The sequence below is a fragment of the Streptomyces humidus genome (assembly GCF_014649655.1).
Classification (GTDB): Bacteria; Actinomycetota; Actinomycetes; order Streptomycetales; family Streptomycetaceae; genus Streptomyces; species Streptomyces humidus.
On the sequence record NZ_BMTL01000005.1, the window covers coordinates 334062 to 350975 of the forward strand.

Genomic DNA, 16914 nt, shown 5'->3' on the forward strand with positions numbered 1-16914 from the left:
TCAGAATCACCTCACGCCACCGGCCCCACACCGCGGAGCCCTACGACACCCAGCCCTACGACACCCACCCCTACGACACCGCAAGGCCGCCGGGCCGCGCGGCCGGAACCCCGCTCGGGTCCCGGGACCGTCCCCGGCGCACAGCTCACTTTCTCCGAAGGAAACACCCCATGAGCAGGCCCGTATCCATCGCCATCCCCGACGCCCTCACCGCGTCGTACACCAGAAGCGGCCGAGAAGAGGAACGCGCCTGGATCGCAGCCCTGCCCGAGCTGGTCGCGACCTTCCTGGACCGATGGCGACTGCGGCCGGACGGCAAAGCGGGTTCTGGCGAGGCCTCGCTCGTCGTGCCGGTGCGGCGCGCGGACGGCACCCGGGCCGCGCTCAAGCTCCAGATGCCACGCGAGGAGTCCGCCGCCGCACTGACCGGACTGCGCGCGTGGAACGGCGACGGCATCGTGCGGCTGCTCGACCACGACCCGGAAAGCAGCACGATGCTCCTCGAACGCCTGGACGGCTCCCGCACCCTGGCCTGCGTCGAGGACGACGACACAGCCACCGGCGTCCTCGCGGGACTCCTCGCCCGGCTGCACGCCGTCCCGGCGCCCGAGGGACTGCGCCACCTCCGTGACATCGCGCGAGAGATGCTCGACGAGGCGCCGAAAGCCGTCACCGCGCTGACCGACCCCGGCGACCGGCGCCGACTGAGCGGCTGGGCCGCCGTCGTCACCGAACTGGCCGATGAGCCGGGGGACCGCATGCTGCACTGGGACCTGCACTACGACAACGTCCTGGCCGCCGCGCGTGAACCCTGGCTCGCCATCGATCCCGAGCCCCTGGTCGGAGACCCCGGCTTCGACCTCTGGCCCGGCCTGGAATCCGGCTTCGACAAGCTCGCCGCCTCCGGCGACGCCCCGCGCGTGCTGCGCCGGCGCTTCGACCTGCTGACCGAGACCCTCGGCCTCGACCGGGAGCGCGCGGCCGGCTGGACCCTCGGGCGCCTGCTCCAGAACACGCTGTGGGACATCGAGGACGGCAAGACCGTCGTCGATCCCTCCCAGATCGCCGTGGCCGAGGCGCTGGCCCGCTACTGAGGAGCCTCACCGGCACACCGGCACACCGGCACACCGGCACACCGCGCGACATCCACCTCGCGGACACGGACCCACCAGGAGGGCAGCCGTGTGCGTGGGCGCAGGCGGCCCGGCCGTCGTCCGATCCGCTCACCCTTCACGAGCCCGCTCTCGCACGAGAAAGCGGCCCTGTTCAACCGCGTGCGCTGCGGGCGCGGATCCCGTCTCCTCGATCCGTGCCCACGCTGAAAGTGCTCATGATCGAGGGGGCGGTGTTAGCCTTCGAAAGGTCCGGAGATCGCGACCGACCGGATCCGGGATCATCAGTAAGTCCCCTGTGGGATAAGGAAGTTGGAGCAGCCCCCGTCTCTCCCTTCCCGTGCCGGCGGCACGCTGCGGTCCGCCGGATTCCGCGCTCTGCCGGGACACGACCCCGCCCCCGGTGCGGCCTACGGCCGCCCGGTGCGCTTCCGGGCGGCCGTACGCCGCGCATCCAGCCGGGACGGTGCAGGGCCGGACGGCACCGTCCCGGACTTCGCACGGCCTGCCCCTGTGCTGGCCGACGGCGGCCCGCGCCCCGGCCGCCGACACCACGCCCATCCATCTGAGGAGTGCTATGAGCCTGGTCGACGTGCACAACGAGTGGGACCCGCTGGAGGAGATCATCATCGGGACGGCTGCGGGCGCCCGAGTGCCCCGGGCCGACCGGAGCGTCTTCGCGGTGGAGTACGCGGGGGACTATGACAGCCAGGAGCAGATACCCTCCGGCGCCTACCCGGACCGGGTGCTGAAGGAGACCGAAGAGGAACTCGACATCCTGGCGGCGGAGTTGACCAAGCTCGGCGTCACCGTCCGCAGGCCCGGAGCGCGCGACAATGCAGCGCTGATCACGACGCCCGACTGGGAGACGGACGGCTTCCACGACTACTGCCCGCGCGACGGCCTCCTGGCCGTCGGCGACACCGTCATCGAGACGCCGATGGCGCTGCGCGCCCGCTTCCTCGAACCCCTCGCCTACAAGGACATCCTCCTCGAGTACTTCAACAGCGGCGCGCGCTGGCTGTCGGCCCCCAAACCCCGGCTGACGGACGCCTCCTACGACCCCCAGGCCCCGGCCGGCGAGCGGCTCACCGACGTGGAGCCCGTCTTCGACGCCGCCAACGTGCTGCGCTTCGGCACGGACCTGCTGTACCTCGTCTCCGACAGCGGCAACGAACTCGGCGCACGCTGGCTGCAGTCGGCGGTCGGCGACACCTACACGGTGCACCCCTGCCGCAAGCTGTACGCCTCCACCCACGTGGACTCCACCATCGTTCCGCTGCGTCCCGGGCTCGTCCTCGTCAACCCCTCGCGGGTCAACGACGCGAACATGCCGGACTTCCTGCGCTCGTGGGAGACCCTCACCTGCCCCGACCTCGTCGACATAGGCTTCACCGGCGACAAGCCGCACTGCTCGGTGTGGATCGGGATGAACCTCCTGGTGGTACGGCCCGACCTGGCCGTCGTGGACCGGCGTCAGACCGCGCTGATCAAGCTGCTGGAGAAGCACGGCATGAACGTGCTGCCGCTGCAGCTGACCCACTCACGCACCCTGGGCGGCGGCTTCCACTGCGCGACGCTCGACGTCCGGCGCACCGGCTCGCTGGAGACCTACCGGTTCTGACGCCGCCCGTCCGCCGCGCGGCCACGACCGGCCGCCGCGCGCGGTCCGCCCCAGTCCACGACTCCTGCAGGAGGCGACCAACGTGATCGGTTACGGCGTCTGCGTCGGCCCGGGCAACCTGTTCCATCGCCTGAGCCTGCCGGCCATCGAGCGGGTCCGCACACCGGGCAGCCCGGTGTTCACCATGCGCAACCAGCGCTCCCTCTTCGCCGCGTACAACGCCATGTTCGACCAGGCCGCCGCCAACTCCGATGTCACCGGCCTGGTGATGCTCCACGACGACGTGGAGCTGCGCAAGAATCCCGCCGACGTGGCGCAGTCGGTGTTCGAGGACGACTCCGTCGGCATGCTCGGCTCGGTCGGCGGCTCCGACACCGTCTCGCTGGCCTGGTGGAACGAGAGGGAGACCCGGCGCGGCCGGGTCACCGACTACGACAAGGTGCACGACTACGGCTCCGACCGGTACGAGGTCCACGCCGTCGACGACGTCATCCTCTGCGTCAACCGCTGGACCATCGAGAACATCCGCTTCCCCGAAGGCCACTACCGCGGATTCGAAGGTCTCGGGGTCATCCTCGCCACCCTTGTGCGTGCCGCGGGCAAGCGGGTGATGGTGCAGGATCTGCAGGACGTCATGCACCACAACGACGGACGCGGCTTCAACGGACTGAAGGACTGGCGGCACAACGAACTGCGCTGGCAGCGCGAGTTCTTCGACCTGAGTCCGCTGGAGCGCCTGGGCAACCACCTGGAACGGCTCACGATCCCAGCCATCCCCGCGCGACTCGCCGCCCGCAGGCTCATGATGCGCGCGACCGGCGAGATCCACCGGGCCAGCGATGGCGAGACGGGGGACCCGGTGATCGACGAACTGGTCGGCGGCTGGTACCGGCGGTGCACTCGCCTGCGCGGCCGCTTGTTGGTGTGAGGAGAGCACATGGCGACACACACACGGCTGCGCTACGACGCGGCCAAGGTCGGCCTGGCCGACCTCGTCCGTAAGGTGCTGGACGTCGACGACCTGGAGGGCCTGGCGGCCAGCGAGCGACTCGCCACCCGGGAGACCGATCAGAGAACGCCGTACCACAAGCGGTTCTACGAGCACTTCGACGCCGTCTCGCCCGCCTACCGCCTGCTGGCGCGGCACCTGCTCGGCGACACCGCCGACGACGTCTACCTCCAGCGGATCCCGACCTTCCGGGTACACCTGCGCAACTCCGTCGCGGTGGGCTCGTGGCACCGGGACCGCGACTTCGGTCACGATCCGGCGGAAGTCAACTACTGGGTGCCGCTCACCCGTGCCTACGGCAACAACACCCTGTGGATCGACAGCGAACCCGTGCACGCCGAGTACGGCGACGTCATCGTCTTCGATGGCGCCAACTCCTGGCATGGCAACGTCGTCAACGACACGGAGACCAGCCGCGTCAGCATCGACTTCCGCACGATTCCCCGGTCCGCCTACCGGCCCACCACCAAGAAGTCCGTCTCCTTCGAAATGCCCTTCCTGCTGGGCGAGTACTGGGACGTCGTCTGACCCGCGCCCGACGCCCACGCGACGAGGGGGCCGGCGCCGACCCGCCCCGCTGCGCCCTGCCCCGCGTCGCCCCGGCGAGGCGGTCCTCGCGCACCCGGCAGCCCCACCGCACACCCCCGTCTTCCGGGGACACCCGGCGGCACGCACGGAAACGGCCACCAACATGGCGATGACCATCGAACCGAAAAAGGAGCTCCAGGGCAGCGAAAGGCCCGGTGAAGCCCTACTCCACCTCGACGAGAGGTTCCGCGCCTTCCTGGCCGGCGTCCCGGCCGACCGCCCAGCGTGGTTCTGCTTCTTCTCGTCCGGCCTGCTGCACGTCGTCCATCACTTCCTGCGCTTCGTCCCCGAGCGGCTGAACTGCGTGTTCATCTCCTCCGCCCTGGACGCGCAGGAGCGGGAGCTGCGCGACCGCATGAGCGGCGGACTGCCCGTCTTCGACATGGACGAACGCGTCGGCAGCCACGAGATCTTCGAGCTTCTGCTGCGCAACGCCGACCGGCCCTTCGGCATCGTCGACGTCGACTGCTTCGTCACCGACACCGACTGGTTCGACCGCTGCACGGACGGCCTCGAACCCGGTGTCGCCGTGAGCGGACCCCTCAGCTACGGGCCCATCCCGTTGGCCGCACCGCCCTTCCTGGCCCTCGACCCGCGGGTGCGTCCCGACATCGAGCGCGGCGTCGGAGGGCCCGTCTCGCCCGCCGCTTACGCCTACGTGCCCCCGGGGCCGGAGAAGGAGATCGACGGCGCCACGGTACGGCTCATCGAACCGCACCACGAGCGTGCCCTGACCCGCGTGCTCGCCATGGAGGGCCCAAGGCTGCCGTTCCCGCAGGGCGGCGTGGTCGACGTGCTCGACGACGGCCGCGAGGTGCGCAGCCATGAACGCCACCACCACCTCCGCAACGGCAGCGAGGTGATCCGGGTCGTCTACGACGGCCTGATGCTGTACCAGCTCATGGCGCTGGCCGCGGGACTGCGCATCGCCCGCTTCCACAGCTACCCCGGCACCAAGGTCTTCGCGCCGGAACTGGTCCACGCCGGCGGCATCTCGTACTGGCACCGGCTGCGCCCCAGCGAGGTCGCCGCCGGCATCCATGAACTGCCCTGGTCGGCCCACGTCGACGCCCTGCTCCTGGACGACTTCAACCACAGGCCCGACGCCCCGCCCGCATACCGCAGACGCAGCATCCGCCTCGCCGCGAGCCTGAAGCAGTCCGACACCGACCTCGACCGGTTGCGCGTCGAACTGCGCACCAAGCTCGCCGCCTCGGGGGCCGACGTGACCGACCCGCGCTGGGCCGCCGTACTCGACTGACGCCGACGGTCCGTGACGGAGACAACGGAGACACGATGAGAGTGGCCACCGACGCACCCGGCTGGACGGGACGCCCTCACGCGGGCCCACCCCTTCAACTGCCCCCTTTGCGAACGCTCTTGCCCGACGGCAACGGTCCCCGAGCCGCCCACCGGCCAGCCTGCTTACGCGCCGACGACACCGCCGTCCCGGCGCCGACGCGTCCGGCGCTCGTAGCCGCTGTGACGACGCGAGGCGGCCCGAGGTGATGCGGCGCACCGAGCGCCGGCGGCGGCGCGGCGCCGTACTCGGCACCGCCCTGGTCGTCCTGCTGGCCGCCCCCGCCGCGCCCGTCGTCACGAGTGTGAGCGGCGACCGGCCGCCGGCGGACAACGTCATCCTCCTGATCGGCGACGGCATGGGCGACAGCGAGATCGCCGCCGCCCGCAACTACTCCGTCGGCGCGTCCGGCCGACTCGCCATGGACACCCTGGACAGGTCCGGGCGACGCACCACCGCCTCCGTCGACGAACACGGCGACCCGGTGTACGTCACCGACTCCGCGGCGGGCGCCACCGCCTGGGCCACCGGCCGCCGAACCGTCAACGGCCGCGTGTCCAAGACCCACGACACCGACCGGCCCCTGCCCACCCTGCTGGAGAAGGCCCGCCGTCAGGGCCTCGCCACAGGCAGCGTCACCACCGCCTCCCTCGCCGACGCCACCCCCGCCGCGCTCGCCGCCCACGTCAGCGACCGATCGTGCAAGGGGCCCGAGGACATGGCCGCGTGCCCGGCGGACACCCGGGCCGCCGGGGGAGCGGGCTCGGTTGCGGAACAGACGCTCGCGGCCCGCCCGGACGTCCTCCTCGGGGGCGGAGGCGACCACTTCGCGCAGACCGTCCGGGACGGCCCCCACCGCGGGCGCACCGTGCTGGAACAGGCCCTCGCCGAGGGCTACCACGTCGTGCGGGATCGCGCCGCACTGCGGGCAGCCCGCCCCGACCGGCCCGTACTGGGCCTGTTCGCTGCTGACTACCTGCACGTGGAGTGGACCGGGAAGCCCGCGGCACCCGGCGGCACTGCGTCCCAGCGCTGCGCTACCCGCAACCCCGCCCGGCCCGCTGGCACCCCCACGCTCGCCGAATCCACCAGCGCCGCCCTCGCCCTCCTCACCGCCCGCCGCGACCGCCTGGGCTTCTTCCTCCAAGTAGAGGGCGCCTCGATCGACGACCGGGCGCACGAGGCCGACCCCTGCGGCCAGATCGGCGAGACCCTGGCCTTCGACCGAGCCGTCTCCGTCGCCCGCGCGTACGCCGCACGGCATCCGCGGACACTGGTGATCGTCACCGCCGACCACGGCCACGCCACCCAGATCCTGCCCGACGACGCCCGCCCGCCCGGACGGTCCACCACGCTCCTCACCGACGAGGGCCGACCGATGCTCCTGGCGTACGCCACCAGCACGGAACAGCCGGGCGGTAGCCAGGAACACACCGGCGTCCCCGTGCCGGTCTCCGCGAGCGGGCCGCTCGCCCACCGCGTGCTCGGCCTGCGGGAGAACACCGAGCTGTTCACGACCGTGAGCGAGGCCCTCGGCCTCGGATGACCGGCCACCGCAGCCGCTCACGACCTCATGTCACCGAAGTCCCCTCACCGAAAGGTATTTCGCGTTGAGCTCCTTCCAGGAACTGCCCCGCTGGCCCCAGCTGACGGACGACGACATCGAGGCGGCGGTGGCGGCGCTGCGCACCAACCGCCTGGTGGGCCAAGGCAACAGCATCGTCGAAGAGTTCGAGGCCGCCCTGGCGGCCGGACAGGGCGTCGAACACGCGGCGGCCGTGTCGACCGGCACCGCCGCGGTCCACCTGGCACTGCACGCCCTCGACGTCGGCCCCGGCGACGAGGTCATCGTCCCGACGCACACCTTCATCGGCTCGGCCAGCCCCGTCACGTACCTCGGCGCACGCCCGGTGTTCGCCGATGTCACACCCGACACCCACTGCCTGGACCCCGACTCGGTGAAGTCGCTGCTCACCTCCCGGACCAAGGCCGTCGTGGCGGTCCACATCAACGGCGTCGCCGCCGACATGGCCGCCCTCACCGCCGTCGCCGCGGAGGCGGGCGTCCCCGTCGTCGAGGACGCGGCACAGGCCCTCGGCACCGAGATCGCCGGACGTCCCATCGGCGGCTTCGGCGACCTGGCCTGCGTCAGCCTCTTCGAGCAGAAGGTCATCACCTCCGCCGGTGAGGGCGGTGCCGTCCTCACCGACAACCCCGTGTACGCAGAACGGCTGCGCCGCGCGCGCAGCCACGGTGAGGGTCCCGTCGAGGGAAGCCCCGGGATGATCTGGGCCCACGAGGTCGGCTACAACTACCGCCTCACCGCGGTCCAGGCGGCCGTCGGACTGGCCCAGCACAAGCGGCTCGGCGAGATGGTCGAGGCCCGCCGCCGCAACGCCGCCCGCCTCTCCCAACGGCTGGCCGGAGTCGAGGGTCTGGAACTGCCGGTGGAGCCCGAAGGCACCAAGCACGCGTTCTGGAAGTACGTGGTGCGCGTCGTACCGGGAGCGGGCCGCAGGAGCGCCGGGGACATCGCCGCCGACCTGCGCTCCCGGGGCGTGCCCGTTCTGCTGCGCTACCCGTTCCCGCTGCACAAGCAGCCCGCGTTCGCCGAGCACCAGGGCGTGTCCCTTCCGGTCGCCGAGCGCCTGTCGCAGGAGTTGCTGGCGCTCCCGTCCCACCCGGGGCTCACCGAGGGCCACTTGGACCACATCGCCGACGAGGTCCGCAAGGCCGTCACCGCCACCGAGTGACAGCGCCGCACGCGACAGCCGGCGCAGCGCACCGACCGCCCACCGCCGGTGCGCGGCGCCCGCCCCCTCCGACGACCGAGACGACCCCAGGAGAGCGATGAGTCCCGCCCCGCACACCGCACCCGCGGCCCGCACCGCCCCCGAGACGCCCGGACCCGACGGTCTGCCGCTGCTGCTCGGCACCTCCGCCTTCGGCCAGAACGAGCGCGGCTTCCCCGTGTACGACGCCTATTGGGAAGGCGGCGGACGCGCCTTCGACACCGCCTGGCTCTACGGGTACCAGTACGGCCCCGGATGCTGCGAACGCACGTTCGGTGCCTGGGCCCGGTCGCGAGGCGTCGACAAGGAGGCCTGGGTACTGGCCAAGGGCGCCCACACCCCGGAGTGCCTGCCCGATCGCGTCGAGGCCCAGCTCACCGAGAGCCTCGCGCGCATGGACCGTACCGACGCGGCGCTGTACATGCTGCACCGCGACAACACGGACGTCCCTGTGGGGGAGTTCGTCACCGTCCTCGCCGATCTGGTGGACCGCGGCGTCATCGGCGCGTACGGGATGTCCAACTGGACCCTGGGACGCGTCGTCGAGGCCGTCGACTACGCCCGCGCGCACGGACTGCCACGGCCGGCCGGCGTCAGCAACCAGTTCAGCCTGATCGACATGGTCGGCCCCATCTATCCGGGCACGGAGACCTCCCACGACCCAGCCTGGCGCGCCTGGCTGAAGGACACCGGAGTACGGCTCTACCCCTGGGCCAGCCAGGGCCGCGGCGCGCACGCGCTCAGCGACCCCGACGAACTGCGCACCGGCCCGCTCGCGGAGAGCTGGTACAGCGAGACCAACGCCGCGCGCCTGCGGCGCGCCCGGCTCCTCGCCGAGCGTAAGGGCATCTCCGCCACGGGCATCGCCCTGACCTGGACTCTCTCCCAGCCCTTCCCGGTCACGGCCCTCATCGGCCCCCGCCTGCCGCAGGAGGTCCACGACTCCCTGACCGCCGCGACCCACCGCCTGACGGAGGAGGAACGCGACTGGCTGGAAAGCGGCGAGGGCGACCTGCCGTCCCCCTGACAGGACGCCCGCGGGCGGAGTTGCGTGTGGAGCGGTCACTCGGCCTGATCGACAAGGGGAAAGCCCCACTTCGCGACGGAGGCGGACCCCAGAGACCATGCGGCCAGGGGCGGTAGTGTCCGGCTCGCACCTTCCGATCCACGGAACCCGCGGTTTCCCCCGAGCGAAGATCAGGCAGCATGCGCAGACCCATCCCGCTGCCACACCGCAGCGGCAGATCGCCCTCCTGACAGCGCTGACGGGCGCGTGTCTCGTCGCCTTCTTCCTCGCGCCGAACGCGCTGGCCCGGGCTCCATCAGCACGGCGAACGTCGGTGAGGTGTTCCGGGACGGATTCACGGCGTACTGCCCCCGCAGGCAGTTCATCAAATATGACCGAGAGCTTCAGTTGGCCACTCTGGGTGACATAGTTGGCCGCTGCTTTCTCCCTCGACCGGGCCGGGGGAGAAAGCCCCCGCTTCCCGGCCGCTTCATTCACTGCCGCGGCCGGCCTCTCGCACCGGCGAGGCACGGACGCCGCCCGTGCCGGTGTCCAGCAGGCCAGGGACAACAAGGCCGAGCCGGCGGTACAGCTCGGATCCGGCACCGCGTGAAGGACAGCACCACCCTGGACGTCACCGAGGGCCAGCGGCTCGCCCTCGACCAGCTCCACCGCATCGTCCAGGCATCCCAAGGAGCGGTGGCAGCCACGCATGTGGCTGCTGTCGCCGACCTGGCCGGGTACGTCGAGGCCCGCATCAGCATCGGCTGCGCCAACCTGCCGCGCACCCCAGGCGGCCTGAGGCTGCGCAGTGTCGAGGCGGTCACCCTGCTGATCCCCCGCGCTTCCCGTTCACCGCCCCCAGTGTGCGGACACGCCATACCCTGTTCGCGGGTACCCCGCACGTCAACTGGGGCCGCCACCTGTGTCTGCACCGTTCGACAGCGACCGAGTGGGATCCGGCCGACGGCATGTACGGGTTCATCAACCGCCTCCTGGACTGGTTCGAGGTGGTCGTCGCGGGAGAACTGGACCGGCCCGGTGAACCCCTGCATCCTCCGAATGCCCTGACCGACCGCGCGGCAGGGCTCCTCGTGATCCGCCGCGACGCGCCCGTCGCTCCAGTTCGTCGGAGGTGCGTGGCTTGATGGCTACGCAGCCCCAGTTGTCGGCGGCACTGCTGGCCAGCATCAGGGCGATGACGGATTTGCCAACGGCCGGGTCGCCGAGCAGCAGCACGAAGCCGTGGTCGCGCAGTGCGCGGGCGGCCTTGCGGTAGGCGTTGGTGACGACGAACGTGGAAACCTGCTCCGGCGCAGACTTCATCAGCACCAAGGCCTGAGTGTAGGCGCGTTCGTCGAGGATCTGATGAATCAACTCTCCTGGCTGAATGGACTGTTGGTCGCGGTTGCGTTGCCAGAGGGCCATTTCCAGCGCGTCCAGGACAAAGACGGTCTCCTTCACGGTGGCCGCGGACCAGCCGACGATCCGGCGGGAGAAGGTGTCCACGACGAACGCGACATAGACGGTCGCCGACCAGGTCTTCACGTGGGTGAAGTCCGCGACCCAGCACCGGTTCGGAGCGGCGGCGACGAAGTCGCGGTCGACCAGATCGGGAGCCCGCTGAACCTGTCCGCCGGGGATCGTGGTGACCACGCGTCTGCCGCGCACCGCGCCCTGGATACCGAGCTCGCGCATCAGGCGCTCGACGGTACAGCGGGCCACCGCATGTCCCTGCCGGTTCAGCTCGCGCCAGATCTTCCGGGCTCCGTAGACACGGTAGTTGGACGTGTAGACGTCGTGGATCCTCTCCTTGAGTGCCTCGTCGCGCACGGAACGGGCGGAGGGCGTTTGGAGGCGTTTCTTGTGGGCGTAGTACGTGGAAGGGGCGATCTTGCAGTCGTGTGCGGTGAGGGTTCTGCAGATCGGCTCGACGCCGCCGAAGCGGTCCCGGTGCTCGTCGATGAACGCTACGAGCGTGTGTGTGGCCGGTCGAGCTCGGCCGCGAAGAAACTCGCCGCGGCCTTCAGGATCTCGTTCGCCCGCTTCAGCTCGGCGTTCTCCTTCTTGAGCGCCTTGAGCTGGGCGGACTCCTCCGTCGTCGTCCCCGGACGCTGCCCCGCGTCGATCTCTTGCTGTTTCAGCCAGTTCCGCAGAGTCTCGCGGGAGCCGATGCCGAGCTTGTCCGCGACTGCCTGCAGGGCGGCCGTCTCGTTCGGGTAGTCGTCGCGCACTTCGGTGACCATGCGCACCGCGCGTCGGCGCAGCTCAAGCGGGTAACGGGAGGGTCGTGCCATGACTCAATCCTTTCACGGAATCGAGTCTCTACCTGACACGGGGCGGTTCATGCAAGATCCACCTCGCCGGGGAGGGCGGTTGCCGGCCGCTGGCCCTGCTGGTCACCCCCGGCCAGTGGGGCGACAGCCCGCAGATGATCCCCGTCCTGGAGCGTATCCGGGTCAAGCGCCCCTGCAGAGGGCACCCGCGCACGCGGCCCAACCACTTGGGTGGTGATAGGGCGTACAGCTCTCGCCACAATCACCGCTACCTGCGTCGACGCCAGATCAAGCACATCATCCCCGAGCCGAGGGACCAGCGTGCCACCCGCCGGCGGCGCGGCAGCCGGGGAGGCCGACCCGTCGGCTTCGACAAGGAGATGTACAAGCGCCGCAACGAAGTCGAGCGGACGATCAATCGGCTCAAGCAGTCCCGAGCCGTTGCCACGTGTTACGACAAGCGCGCATACGTGTTCCACGGCACGATCGCCCTCGCCTCGATCAGGCTGTCGTGCCTCCCAGACCGCTACCGCACGGAGCAGTACAGCCGAGCTTCCTGGCCAGTGGCAGTGCGGGCCAGAGATGCCAGCTCAGCAAGGTGGCTGACGGCCTCGCCTTCCTCAACCAACTCCCGATCAGTCTGCCGCAGGTGCGACCACTTGCGAGCTACTTCTTCAAGTCGCAGCGGATCCTCAGTTGCGAGCAAGGCCTGGAGCCGCTCCGAGATCACGAAGACGTAGCAGCCATCGTTCGTGATCTCAGTCAGTACCTGCGGCTCGCCGGCCCGCATGAGCTCTTGCGGACTGTCTCCAGTGAAGAGGCTCTCCCACTCGACTACGGCGTCCGAGGGATCGTAGATACCCACAGGCACGATCTCGAACGCTCTGCGCGGGCTGAAGCCCTTGACCGCAGCCGCCGACTCGTCATCGGGCGCGACAAAGAAATCTGCCCACTCATCCACTCCAGCATCATGCCCGGCATCCAGGCCACGTGACCAGCAAGATCCGCCGGACAGGCCCTTAATCCTAGTGCGCCGGTCTGAGCCACCTCGTACGATGCCTCCGACGCTCGAACATCAGTGCATATCGGAGGCATCGGAGGTCACACTTGACCATGTCTTTCGGCACGCGATCGCGTGCCGTTCTCGCATTTCTGGGATCCGTCGGACTGACCCTGACCCTGACTGTCACCGCGTCGCCCGCGAGCGCGGTCGGCGGGACGCCCACGGTGCCCACTGACCTGTTCAACAGCCACAAGAGCTGCTCGACCGACGCGGACCGACCCACGTACGTCTCGGCAGCCACCGGTCTCGGCGTCGAGGGCATCCCGGGAACCACCGACACCGCCGACAACTCCTTGGTTACCGCGCAGTACCGGGTCTGGCCGGTCGTCAGCCCGAGCAGCGTCACCACGGTCACCCGTCTCAACGCGCTCCCCGGCATTGAGGCCCCGGCCACTCTGCCGGCCGCTGCGCTCGCCGACGGGCAGACCTACGCGTGGCAGACACAGACGGTGGCCGACAGTACGGCCTCGGACTGGTCGGCCACCTGCTACGTCACGATCGACAACACCCGTCCCGTGACCACGCCTGCCATCTCCTCGGCTGACTACCCGCCGGACGTGTCCAACCCGGGTGGCGCACCGGCCGAGTTCACCCTGAGCGCCGGCGGCGACGACGATGTCACCGGATTCGAGTACGCCTGGCTTCAGCCCCTCCCGATCATCGGCATCGTCAACATCGGCGATCACGGCATTCCGCAGGTCGTGGACCCGTACTCGAATCCCCAAAACTTCATGCGCGCCGACGTCCCCGGCGGTTCAGCCACGGTCAGCCTGGTGCCGCCGAGCGGCTCGGGTCCGAAGACCCTGTGGGTGCGAAGCCTGGACCGGGCCTTCAACACTTCGGAGATCACCAGCTACATGTTCTTCGTGGGCCCCACGGCACCAAGCGTCACCCCAGCCGTCCCGTCGCCCGAGTTCGGAGAGCCGACCGAGTTCACGCTCCGGCCCGCGCCAGGACTCCAGTCCAGGAATCCGGTCGTCAGCTACTCCGTCGACACTATCGGCGGTCAGATCTATGGCAAGCCCGTCGAGGTGGCGGCGGAGACGGACGGGACGGCGAAGGTGACGGTGGTCCTGGACGGCATCTACGGGGAGGCTGTCCAAGTGACCAGCAAGAGCGCGGACGGCTGGGTCTCCGACATGGGCCGGTGGAGCAGCACCTACGACACCACTCCCACGGTCGTTTCGGACGTCTACCCCGAGAACGGTCCGGGTGGCGGAGCAGGAGTCCCGGGCTCCTTCACGTTCACGCCCAAGGTCAAGGACGTCGCCGCCTACACGTATACCTTCAACGGGGGCCCCGAGGTCACGGTCACCGCGGGCGACGACCTCTCCGCGAGCGTCGACTGGATCCCTGCCACCGACGGCTTCTACGACCTGATGGTCTACGCGACCACCAGCTCGGGCGCCCAACTAGCACCCTACGACTACTACTTCACCGTGAACTGAGCCGGCGAACCGCCGTCAGAAGGACAGCGCGCCTGCCACGGCCGACGGCGAGTGGCCCACACCCCTCAGGGGTGCGGGTCGCCCCAGCCGGCTCGCTCCTGAAACCGCTGTAAGGCGAACGAGCGCCGGCGCCGGACAGTACCGGCGCCCCCTACGGACTGCGGGCAGCTGCGGGTTCCCGTAGGGCCGTCTCAGGACATAACAGCCCTTTCAAAAAAGCGAGTTGCCGGAAAGTTCGGGTGACGACGGGCCGCCGCGAAGGCGAGGAGCCGGGCGCGATCCTAGTAGTGCCCGCTCTGACAGCCTCGGCTGAGACACCCGGTCTATCGGGTTAGTCTGGATGGGCGAGACAGGAGATCCCTTCAGCATGGCCAGCGCCACCCCGATACCCGCCGGTGACGATCCGGCGCCGAAGCCGAAGCGGCGGACGTTTTCCGCGGAGTACAAGCTGCGGATCGTCTCCGAGTACGACGCCGCCCCGGCCGGGGAGAAGGGTGCGATCCTGCGGCGTGAGCGGCTGTACCACTCGCACGTCATCGAGTGGCGCCAGGCCCGGGAGGCCGGCGCGCTGGATGCTCTGGTCGACCGGCGGACATCGGCGGTGCGGCCGAAGAAGGCGAGCGAGCAGGCCGAGCTGGAACGGCTGCGCAAGAAGGTCGCGCGGCTGGAGAAGGACCTGGCCCGCCGGGACGCGGCCCTGGAAGTCATGGGAAAAGCCAACGCGCTCTTGGAACTGCTCTCCGAGAGCGCGGACTGAAGCACGCCGCCGCGCCCGTGATCGACGAAGCGTTCGCGGGTGTCCAGGGCCAGTTGGGGACCACAGCGGCCTGCCTGCTGACCGGGCGCTCACGCGCCACCCACTACCGTCACATCAACCCCAGGCCGAAGTTCGCACCGTCCCCAAGACCCACGCCCGCTTCGGCCCTCTCGTCGGCCGAACGGGCCCAGATCCTGGCGCTGTTGAACCGGCCGGAGTACGCCGACCTGCCGCCCGCGCAGGTCTGGGCGCGTGAGCTGGACGCGGGCAACTACCGGTGCTCGGAGCGGACGATGTACCGGATCCTGTCCGCCGCCGGGCAGAACGGCGAACGCCGCCGCCAGGCCACCCACCCGGCCAGGACGATCCCCGAGCTGACGGCGACCGGCCCGTCGCAGGTCTTCACCTGGGACATCACGAAGCTGCCCGGCCCGGACAAGGGCATCTGGTACCACGCCTACGTCATCATCGACATCTTCAGCCGCTACATCGTCGGCCACACCGTCGAGCGGGCCGAAACGGCTGAGCGGGCCGAGGAGTTGATCCGCGAGACGATCGAGCGCAACGGCATCGTGCCCGAGACGGTGCACGCGGACCGCGGCACCTCGATGACCAGCAAGAAAGTGTCCCAACTGCTGATCGACCTCGGCATCACCAGGAGTCACTCGCGCCCCAGGGTCAGCAACGACAACCCGTACTCGGAAAGCCAGTTCAGGACCACGAAGTACGCTGCCGACTACCCGGAACGGTTCGATTCGCCGGCCCATGCCCGGGAGTGGATGGACGCCTTCATCACCTGCTACAACCACGACCACAGACACTCCGGGATCGGCCTGCACACCCCCGCCTCCGTCCACTTCGGCACTGCAGAGGAGGTCCGCGACCAGCGGGCCGCCGCTCTCGCCGAGGCATACGAACGCCACCCCGAACGCTTCGCCCGCCGACCGAAGCCACCCGAGATACCCGGCCAGGTCTGGATCAACGACCCGGTGAAACGCCGGCAACCCGAACCACAAGGTTCATAGCACCGCGAACGTCTCATTTGACTTGACAACTACCGGCCTGGTCAGGTCCGTATGGGGGTGGGTATGTCGTGATGGCAAGTGGGGCAGGCGCCGGTCCAGACGGCGAGGAGTGTCTGCAGTTCGCGGACGACTTGGTAGAGGCTCAGGCCGGCGCCGCGTCATTTGGGGCTCGGGCAGTCGTTGCAGGGTGCAGAAGGCGTGGGCGGCGGAGACGAGGGTGACGTGGTGGTGCCAGCCGTTGCAGGTGCGGCCCTCGAAGTGGGCAAGTCCCAGGGCCTGTTTCATCTCCCGGTAGTCGTGCTCGATGCGCCAGCGGAGTTTGGCGAGGCGGACCAGTGTGGTCAGGGGCGTGCCGGAGGGCAGGTCGGACAGCCGGTACTGCACCGGCTCGCTTTCACCGGCGGGCCATTCGGCCGGCAGCCAGCACACAGGCAGTTCCGGTCCGTCGGCCATCTGTCGGACCTCGCGTCCGGCAGGCCGGATGCGCAGGGCCACGAAACGGGAGTACATCCGCTTGCGGCCCGAGCGGCCGGTGCCGGGCCGGGAGCCCTCCCGCCACTGCACCGCCCTGGCCGCCTTCCGCCCCGCCGCGACGACCAGCTCCTTCACCGAACGCGCCTTGCCGGGATACTTCGCCACCGGCGGGCGTCCCATCCCGGAGTACGGCTCGGCCACCAACGCCGCGTCGGCGCTCTGGGCCGACAGCGTGCTGGAGATCCCCACCACGTAGTTCAGGCCGCGCTCCTGCAGTCCGTGCCGGAACGCGGCGGCATCACCGTATCCGGCGTCCGCGACGGCCAGCGGCACCTCGAGTCCTCAGGAACGGGTCTCATCGAGCATGTCCAGCGCCAGCTGCCACTTCTCCACGTGCCCGGCATCGTCCGGGATGCCGCAGGCGGCGCGGCGGGCGACCT

At 70.0% G+C, this 16914-nt stretch carries 14 protein-coding genes and 3 pseudogenes; 13 read left to right on the forward strand and 4 right to left on the reverse strand.

Annotated elements, in window-relative coordinates; all coding sequences use genetic code 11:
* The first annotated feature begins 170 nt into the window (after positions 1–170).
* From IE239_RS07915 to IE239_RS07955, 9 genes are all read left to right on the forward strand, one after another.
* A complete protein-coding gene (locus IE239_RS07915) occupies positions 171–1094 on the forward strand; it encodes an aminoglycoside phosphotransferase family protein (RefSeq protein ID WP_190148539.1) in 924 nt (307 codons plus the stop codon).
* 595 nt (positions 1095–1689) lie between these two features.
* Positions 1690–2736, forward strand: coding sequence for an inosamine-phosphate amidinotransferase 1 (locus tag IE239_RS07920; protein WP_190148540.1), 1047 nt, complete (start codon positions 1690–1692; stop codon positions 2734–2736).
* 82 nt (positions 2737–2818) lie between these two features.
* Complete coding sequence (locus IE239_RS07925) at positions 2819–3664, forward strand: glycosyltransferase (RefSeq protein WP_190148541.1); 846 nt, start codon at positions 2819–2821, stop codon at positions 3662–3664.
* 9 nt (positions 3665–3673) lie between these two features.
* The gene (locus tag IE239_RS07930; RefSeq protein ID WP_190148542.1) at positions 3674–4273 is read left to right on the forward strand and encodes a streptomycin biosynthesis protein StrG; all 600 of its coding nucleotides are present in this window, start codon (positions 3674–3676) and stop codon (positions 4271–4273) included.
* A gap of 169 nt (positions 4274–4442) precedes the next feature.
* Positions 4443–5594, forward strand: a complete 1152-nt coding sequence (locus tag IE239_RS07935) for a dTDP-dihydrostreptose--streptidine-6-phosphate dihydrostreptosyltransferase (RefSeq protein WP_308435384.1) — start codon at positions 4443–4445, stop codon at positions 5592–5594.
* A 247-nt stretch (positions 5595–5841) separates the two neighbouring features.
* Positions 5842–7179, forward strand: coding sequence for an alkaline phosphatase (locus IE239_RS07940; RefSeq protein WP_190148544.1), 1338 nt, complete (start codon positions 5842–5844; stop codon positions 7177–7179).
* Between the two features lie 64 nt (positions 7180–7243).
* Positions 7244–8386, forward strand: coding sequence for a DegT/DnrJ/EryC1/StrS family aminotransferase (locus tag IE239_RS07945; RefSeq protein ID WP_190148545.1), 1143 nt, complete (start codon positions 7244–7246; stop codon positions 8384–8386).
* Positions 8387–8483: 97 nt separating this feature from the next.
* Positions 8484–9452 (forward strand): aldo/keto reductase, encoded by a 969-nt coding sequence (locus tag IE239_RS07950; protein ID WP_190148546.1) that lies wholly within the window; start codon positions 8484–8486, stop codon positions 9450–9452.
* Positions 9453–10297: 845 nt separating this feature from the next.
* A complete protein-coding gene (locus IE239_RS07955; RefSeq protein ID WP_190148547.1) occupies positions 10298–10579 on the forward strand; it encodes a hypothetical protein in 282 nt (93 codons plus the stop codon).
* Between the two features lie 25 nt (positions 10580–10604).
* Here the strand turns inward: IE239_RS07955 and IE239_RS07960 are convergent.
* Positions 10605–11396: pseudogene (locus tag IE239_RS07960) on the reverse strand (IS3 family transposase); the annotation flags it as partial.
* A 5-nt stretch (positions 11397–11401) separates the two neighbouring features.
* Positions 11402–11728, reverse strand: a complete 327-nt coding sequence (locus IE239_RS41905) for a transposase (RefSeq protein WP_229877915.1) — start codon at positions 11726–11728, stop codon at positions 11402–11404.
* Between the two features lie 32 nt (positions 11729–11760).
* Between IE239_RS41905 and IE239_RS07965 the strand changes: the two are divergent.
* Positions 11761–12216, forward strand: a pseudogene (locus IE239_RS07965) (IS5 family transposase); the annotation flags it as partial.
* A gap of 17 nt (positions 12217–12233) precedes the next feature.
* Here IE239_RS07965 and IE239_RS07970 read toward each other — a convergent pair.
* Complete coding sequence (locus IE239_RS07970) at positions 12234–12668, reverse strand: hypothetical protein (protein ID WP_190148548.1); 435 nt, start codon at positions 12666–12668, stop codon at positions 12234–12236.
* A 266-nt stretch (positions 12669–12934) separates the two neighbouring features.
* Here IE239_RS07970 and IE239_RS07975 point away from each other — a divergent pair, with 266 nt between their 5' ends.
* From IE239_RS07975 to IE239_RS07985, 3 genes are all read left to right on the forward strand, one after another.
* Positions 12935–14218 (forward strand): hypothetical protein, encoded by a 1284-nt coding sequence (locus IE239_RS07975; protein ID WP_229877917.1) that lies wholly within the window; start codon positions 12935–12937, stop codon positions 14216–14218.
* A 367-nt stretch (positions 14219–14585) separates the two neighbouring features.
* Positions 14586–14975, forward strand: a complete 390-nt coding sequence (locus IE239_RS07980) for a transposase (RefSeq protein ID WP_190148550.1) — start codon at positions 14586–14588, stop codon at positions 14973–14975.
* Positions 14976–14992: 17 nt separating this feature from the next.
* Positions 14993–16000 carry an IS3 family transposase gene (locus IE239_RS07985; protein ID WP_190148551.1) on the forward strand — a complete coding sequence of 336 codons (1008 nt, stop codon included), beginning with the start codon at positions 14993–14995 and terminating at the stop codon, positions 15998–16000.
* 142 nt (positions 16001–16142) lie between these two features.
* On the opposite strand, the pseudogene IE239_RS07990 reads toward IE239_RS07985, so the two are convergent.
* Positions 16143–16914, reverse strand: a pseudogene (locus IE239_RS07990) (IS701 family transposase); the annotation flags it as partial.

What these genes read in the sequence shown, in the direction of transcription:
- IE239_RS07915 (WP_190148539.1), top strand. Translation starts at nt 171, where the DNA reads ATGAGCAGGCCCGTATCCATCGCCATCCCCGACGCCCTCACCGCGTCG.
- IE239_RS07920 (WP_190148540.1), top strand. Translation starts at nt 1,690, where the DNA reads ATGAGCCTGGTCGACGTGCACAACGAGTGGGACCCGCTGGAGGAGATC.
- IE239_RS07930 (WP_190148542.1), top strand. Translation starts at nt 3,674, where the DNA reads ATGGCGACACACACACGGCTGCGCTACGACGCGGCCAAGGTCGGCCTG.
- IE239_RS07935 (WP_308435384.1), top strand. Translation starts at nt 4,443, where the DNA reads ATGACCATCGAACCGAAAAAGGAGCTCCAGGGCAGCGAAAGGCCCGGT.
- IE239_RS07940 (WP_190148544.1), top strand. Translation starts at nt 5,842, where the DNA reads ATGCGGCGCACCGAGCGCCGGCGGCGGCGCGGCGCCGTACTCGGCACC.
- IE239_RS07950 (WP_190148546.1), top strand. Translation starts at nt 8,484, where the DNA reads ATGAGTCCCGCCCCGCACACCGCACCCGCGGCCCGCACCGCCCCCGAG.
- IE239_RS41905 (WP_229877915.1), bottom strand. Translation starts at nt 11,728, where the DNA reads ATGGCACGACCCTCCCGTTACCCGCTTGAGCTGCGCCGACGCGCGGTG.
- IE239_RS07980 (WP_190148550.1), top strand. Translation starts at nt 14,586, where the DNA reads ATGGCCAGCGCCACCCCGATACCCGCCGGTGACGATCCGGCGCCGAAG.